Here is a 6,014-nt window from a genome sequence, read left to right as displayed (position 1 = left end):
CCCCCCCCCCCCCCCCCCCCCCCCAAGGCCTCCGCCCGTCCGGTTCCCGGCGTCAGCCGGTGCCCCTCAGCCCGTCGCAGCGCGAAGCTGCACAGCCAACTGCTCAGGGATGGCCAACCGCCTCCCGGCAAGGAGTTCAGGTGACCGCGAACGACCGAACCGTGGTCGTCACCGGTATCGGCGCCACGACGCCGCTGGGTGGCGACAGCGCATCGACCTGGGAGGGGCTGATCGCCGGACGTTCCGGGGTCGGCATACTGGACCAGGAGTGGGCGGCCGACCTGCCGGTCAGGATCGCCGCGACCGCGGCGGTCGACCCCGGTGAGGTTCTGCCCCGCCCGCTCGCCCGACGGCTCGACCGGTCGGCGCAGTTCGCGCTGATCGCGGCCCGCGAGGCCTGGGCCGACGCCGGCTTCCAGGGCAAGGCGGGTGAGTCCGCCGAAGGCGGAGCCGACGAGCCCGCCGTCGACCCGACCCGGCTGGGAACCGTCATCGCCTCCGGCATCGGCGGCGTGACCACGCTGCTCGACCAGTACGACGTGCTGCGGGAGAAGGGCGCCCGCCGGGTCTCCCCGCACACCGTGCCGATGCTCATGCCCAACAGCCCGTCGGCCAACGTCGGCCTGGAGGTGAACGCCCAGGCGGGCGTGCACACCCCGGTCAGCGCCTGCGCCTCAGGCGCTGAGGCCATCGGCTACGCGATCGACATGATCAGGTCCGGACGGGCCGACGTGGTGGTCGCCGGCGGCACCGAGGCGGCCGTGCACCCGCTGCCCATCGCGGCCTTCGCCAACATGATGGCAATGTCCAAGAACAACGACGAGCCGCAGAAGGCCTCGCGTCCCTACGACACCGGGCGCAACGGCTTCGTGCTCGGTGAGGGCGCGGGCGTGGTGATCCTGGAGTCCGCCGAGCACGCGCGCAGGCGCGGCGCCCGGGTGTACTGCGAGGCGCTGGGCCAGGGCCTGTCCGCGGACAGCCACCACATCGCCCAGCCGGAGCCGTCCGGTCGCGGAATCGCCGCCGCCCTGGACAACCTGCTGGGCAGCACCGATCTCAAGCCCGAGCAGGTCGTGCACCTCAACGCGCACGCCACGTCCACTCCGCAGGGTGACATCGCGGAGATCAAGGCGCTGCGCAAGGTGCTGGGTGACGACCTCGACCATGTGGCGATCTCCGCCACCAAGTCGATGACCGGGCACCTGCTCGGTGGCGCCGGCGGCATCGAGACGGTGGCGACCGTGCTCGCGCTGAAGGAGCGCGTCGCGCCGCCCACCATCAACGTGGACGACCTCGATCCGGAGGTCGACGCCGACATCGTCCGGGGCGGAACGCGTGCGCTGCCCTCGGGCACCATCGCCGCGCTGAACAACTCGTTCGGCTTCGGCGGCCACAACGTGGTGCTGGCCTTCCGCTCCGTCTGACCGCGGGACCGGCCGACAGCGAAGGAGGGCCGCCCGGTGGGATCATCCCACCGGGCGGCCCTCCTTCCGTCTCACGTCAGGCGGCCCGCGCGGGACCGCGAGGTGGGCTGTGGGCCGTCCGGCCGCTGCCGGGCCGACTGCCGCAACGTGCGGGCCCCCGCCGCGGCTTCAGACCACCTGGTGCAGCCAGCGCACCGGGGCGCCCTCTCCCGCGTGGCGGAACGGTTCCAGCTCGTCGTCCCAGGGCTTGCCGAGCAGCTTGGCCACCTCGTCGGCCAGGTCGCTCTCCCCCTGCCCGGCCCGGACGAGTGCGGCCCGCAACCGGTCCTCGGGGATCAGAATGTCGCCGTGCATGCCGGTGACCGCATGGAAGATGCCCAACTGCGGGGTGGAGCTGTAGCGCTCGCCCTCCGCTGCCGGGCAGGGTTCCGCGGTGACCTCGAAGCGCAGCAGGTGCCAGCCGCGCAGAGCGGAGGCCAGCTGGGACGCCGTGCCGGGATCACCCTGCCAGGAGAGTTCGGCGCGCCAGGTGCCCGGTGAGACGGGCTGTTTGATCCAGTCGAGGTTGACGCGGGCACCCAGGACTCCCGCGACCGCCCATTCGACGTGCGGGCACAGTGCGCGGGGTGCGGAGTGGACGAACAGGACTCCACGTGTCGTCACCGGGACCTCCAGTGCGGTTCCGAGTTCCGCCTTCGGCGGGCAGCCTCGAATCCCTAGCGGTCATGCGCCGATCGGCGCCTGACATTCTGCCCCATCAGCCGGCGCTAACCAACCGCTGAGTTACGAACAGTAAACACCATGGACGCCAATTCTCCCCAAAAGGGACAGGATGTGACGTGTGGTGAGACCCGCTCCGTGTCACCGTGCCGATGAGGGCCGCCTGGGGCAAAGCTACCGTGCCGGACGGCGGGCGCGTCACGTACGGTCGTGACAAAGGCGGATCTCCCACCGCCCGGTGAGACAGGAGCAACTGAATGCCGGTCAGCGCACACATCCGGCGGCGCGGCGCACGGGCTGCGGCGGGCGCCGGGCTGGTTCTCGCCCTGCTCGCCGGGACCGCGGCCTGCGGCAGTGGCGGTGGGGGCGGCGATGACGACGGCGGCACCGCCACCTCCCGGGACGCCACCGGCTCCGCACGCCCGTCCGCGAAGCCCTCCCCCTCGAAGGAGGGCGGCCCCGACTCCATCGCCGCTCTCGGCGACTCCATCACCACCGGTTTCGACACCTGTGAACTGCTCGCCGACTGCCCCGAGGCGTCCTGGGCCACGGGCACCGAGGACGGCATCGACAGCCTCGCGCAGCGGATGCTGGACGATCCGGCGGGCCGTACCTGGAACCACGCGGTCGCCGGGGCGGTGATGGCCGACCTGCCGGGGCAGGCGAAGAAGGCCGTGGTGAACGAACCGGGCCTGGTGACGGTGCTGATCGGCGCGAACGACGCGTGCACCGAGACGGTGGCGGGCATGACGCCGGTGGCGGAGTTCCGGAAGGACTTCCGTACGGCGATGGAGACGCTGCGGAGCGAACTGCCGGACACCCGGATCTTCGTGGCGAGCGTGCCGGACCTGATGCGGCTCTGGTCGCAGGGGCGCGCCAACCCCTCGGCGACGCAGGTGTGGGACATGGGCATCTGCCAGTCGATGCTGCGCGACCCGGCGGCGACGGACGCGGCGGCCACCGGGCGCCGCGACTCGGTCGCCCAGCGGGTGTCCGAGTACAACGAGGTGCTGGCGGAGGTGTGCGCGGCGGACAAGCGCTGCGTCCACGACGGGGGCGCGGTGCACGAGTACCGCTTCACCAGCGATGAGCTCAGCGGCTGGGACTGGTTCCACCCGAGCAGGAACGGTCAGCGGGTGCTCGCCAGGCTCGCGCACGAGGCCCTCACCGGCTCGTAGCCCGGCACGCGCCGGACCCGGACGGTGGGAGGTTCCGTCCGGGCCCGGCTCACCGCGGCCGGGGGCCGTGCCCCGTGTGCGGACGCCGGAGACGGTCGTCAGCAGCTCAGGGTGGTGGTGAGGCGGGGGTCGGTGAGGCTGCGACCAGCCTCCAGCAGGTACCGGCCGCCCACGTGCCGCCAGCCGTCGGCCTGCTCGTCCCAGATCTGGAAGGCCCGCCGCGGCAGTGCCACGACGGTCTCCACCGTCTCCCCCGGTTCTGCCGTGACCGACGCGAAGCCGGCCAGCCAGCGGTGCGGGCGCTCCACGGCGGCGGGGTCGAGCGGTGCCAGGTACAGCTGCACGGTCTCCCGGCCGGTCCGGTCGCCGGTGTTGCGCAGCCGCAACGTCGCCCGGAACGCGTCCTCGGCAGGGGCGGCGCCGTCCGCCCCGTGTCCGTCGCCCTCGCTGTCCGGGTCGGTGCCGCCGGGGCCGTCGGCGGAGTCCTCGTCAGGCACGGGGTGCACGGTCAGCGACTCGTACGTCCACTCGGTGTAGCCCAGGCCGTGCCCGAAGGGGTAGGCGGGCTGCACGCCGGCGTGCTGCCACGCCCGGTAGCCGATGAACACCCCCTCCTCGTAGGGGAGTTCTCCGTCAGCGGGGGTGACCTGCCGCACCGGGGCGTCGCCCAGGGCCGCGGGCCAGGTGGTGGGCAGCCGGCCGCCCGGCTCGGCGGCGCCGAGCAGGACGTCGGCGAGAGCCGCCCCGCCCTCCTGGCCGGGGAACCAGCTCAGCAGCACCGCGGAGACCTGCTCCCGCCAGGGCATCTCCACCGGTGAGCCGGCGTTGACCACTACCACCGTGCGGGGATTGGCCGCGGCGACCGCACGCACCAGGTCGTCCTGGCGCCCCGGGAGGGCCAGGCCCGTCCGGTCGAAGCCCTCGCTCTCCACCAGGTCGGTGGTGGCCACGACCACGATCGCAGTGTCGGCGGTCCGGGCGTCGGCGGCCGCTTCGGCGATCAGCTCGTCCGGGTCGCGGCGCGGATCCAGGTGCATGAGGGCGAAGCCGACCGCCTGCACGGGCGCGTCCACGATCTTGCGCACGGTGTGCCGCAGCCCGATCTCCACGGGGGTTCCCGCGACCAGCTCGACCCGGCCGCGTTCCTCCGGTGCGCCGAAGAACACCTCGAAGGGGTCGCCCTCCGGGGCGGCCTGCGAACCGGCGAACAGCTCCCGGCCGTCGACGGTGAGCCGGAACTCGCCCACTCCCCTGGTGCCGAAGGTGTGCGCTCCGCTCTCCCTGGGCGTGAAGGTGCCGACCACCTCGACCGTGTGCAGGGCCTCCCACTCGACACCGTCGGGCAGTTCGCTCAGCCACTGGACCTGGCCGGTGGGCAGCGGGCCCCCGCCCAGCTCCCGTCCGGCGGCGTCGCGGCAGACCGTGCGCAGCTCGAAGCCCTGCTCGGCGACGAGCAGCCGGTCGTTGGGGTCGGCGCCGAGCGTGTAGCTCAGCGAGCCCTCGGGCAGCGCCGCCCGCAGGCCGTCCAGCGGCGCGACGACCTGTGCGGGGAACACCGTCGCGGAGCCGCCACCCAAGATCCGGGCGTCCCTGGCGGCAGCCCCGCTGAGGGCGATCCGGCCCCGTGGGCGGGGGCCGAGCGGCAGTACCGGCCGGTCGTCGGGGGCGGGGGCGGTGTTGCGCAGCAGGACGAAGGAGCGGGCGGCGATCTCGTGGGCCAGTGCCCGGCCGTCGAGCGCGGCAGGACGGTCCGCGGCGGCGACCGCCGGTGGCGCGTCGGCGAGGGCACCGACCCGGGCGGCCAGCCGCAGCACCCGCCGGACCGCGTTGTCGACCGCGAGTTCCTCCACCCGGCCGTCCCGTACCGCCTCGGCGAGCGCAGGCCCGTAGACCGTGCGCGGACCGGGCATCGCCACGTCGAGCCCACCGGTGATCGCCCGCACGGTGTCCCGGGCCGCCAGCCAGTCGGAGACGATCATCCCGTCGAAGCCCCACTCCCCGCGCAGCACCTCGTTCTGCAGGTGGTGGTGCTCGGTCATGGTCGGGCCGTTGACCCGGTTGTAGGCGCTCATCACTCCCCAGGGGCGGGCCCGGCTCACGATCAGCTCGAAGGGCCGCAGGTAGAGCTCGCGGAGCGCCCGGGTGGGGACGAGGTTGTCGACGGTGAAGCGGTCGGTCTCCGCGTCGTTCGCGACGAAGTGCTTGACCGTGGTGGCGACGCCGCCGTCCTGCACACCGGCGACGTAGCCGCTGCCGATGGCCCCGGTGAGCAGCGGGTCCTCGCTGTACGCCTCGAAGTGCCGCCCACCGAGCGGCGACCGGTGCAGGTTGACCGTCGGGGCGAGCAGCACGTGCACCCCCTTGCGGCGGGCCTCCTGCGCGAGCAGGCGGCCCGCCCGGCGGGCGAGGCCGACGTCCCAGCAGGCCGCGAGCGCGGTCGGGGAGGGCAACGCGACGGAGGGGTCGTCCGCGCTCCAGCGCACGCCCCGGACACCGATCGGCCCGTCGGACATGACCAGTGAGTCGAGTCCGATCTCGGGGACGGCGGGCAGTGTCCAGGTGTCCTGGCCGGCGAGCAGCCGCGCCTTGGTGTCCAGGTCGAGTCGGTGCAGGGCGCGCTCGACGGCGTGCTCGGCGGCTGCGTCCCGCTTCTCGGCGGCGTTCCGCCCGGAGGCGCCGCGGGAGAATCCGG

General features: G+C 73.6%; 4 protein-coding genes. 2 read left to right on the top strand and 2 right to left on the bottom strand.

The annotated features are described in order from the left end of the window. The first annotated feature begins 140 nt into the window (after positions 1-140). Complete coding sequence (locus ACYVE9_RS10190; protein ID WP_461027444.1) at positions 141-1,424, top strand: beta-ketoacyl-[acyl-carrier-protein] synthase family protein; 1,284 nt, start codon at positions 141-143, stop codon at positions 1,422-1,424. 168 nt (positions 1,425-1,592) lie between these two features. Here ACYVE9_RS10190 and ACYVE9_RS10185 read toward each other — a convergent pair whose 3' ends face one another. Then, positions 1,593-2,087, bottom strand: coding sequence for a DUF3145 domain-containing protein (locus tag ACYVE9_RS10185; protein WP_461027443.1), 495 nt, complete (start codon positions 2,085-2,087; stop codon positions 1,593-1,595). A gap of 314 nt (positions 2,088-2,401) precedes the next feature. Here ACYVE9_RS10185 and ACYVE9_RS10180 point away from each other — a divergent pair, with 314 nt between their 5' ends. Further along, positions 2,402-3,322, top strand: a complete 921-nt coding sequence (locus tag ACYVE9_RS10180) for an SGNH/GDSL hydrolase family protein (protein ID WP_461027442.1) — start codon at positions 2,402-2,404, stop codon at positions 3,320-3,322. A gap of 98 nt (positions 3,323-3,420) precedes the next feature. Here the strand turns inward: ACYVE9_RS10180 and ACYVE9_RS10175 are convergent, their stop codons facing one another. Further along, positions 3,421-5,934, bottom strand: coding sequence for a glycoside hydrolase family 3 protein (locus tag ACYVE9_RS10175; RefSeq protein WP_461027448.1), 2,514 nt, complete (start codon positions 5,932-5,934; stop codon positions 3,421-3,423). Positions 5,935-6,014 lie beyond the last annotated feature (80 nt).

The sequence above is a fragment of the Streptomyces sparsus genome, assembly GCF_054776295.1.
The sequence above is the reverse complement of the archived record's forward strand: the minus strand, read 5'-3'. Positions and strand labels throughout refer to the sequence as shown.

Coding starts and splice junctions, on each gene's coding strand:
- ACYVE9_RS10180 (WP_461027442.1), top strand. CDS start 2,402: ATGCCGGTCAGCGCACACATCCGGCGGCGCGGCGCACGGGCTGCGGCG.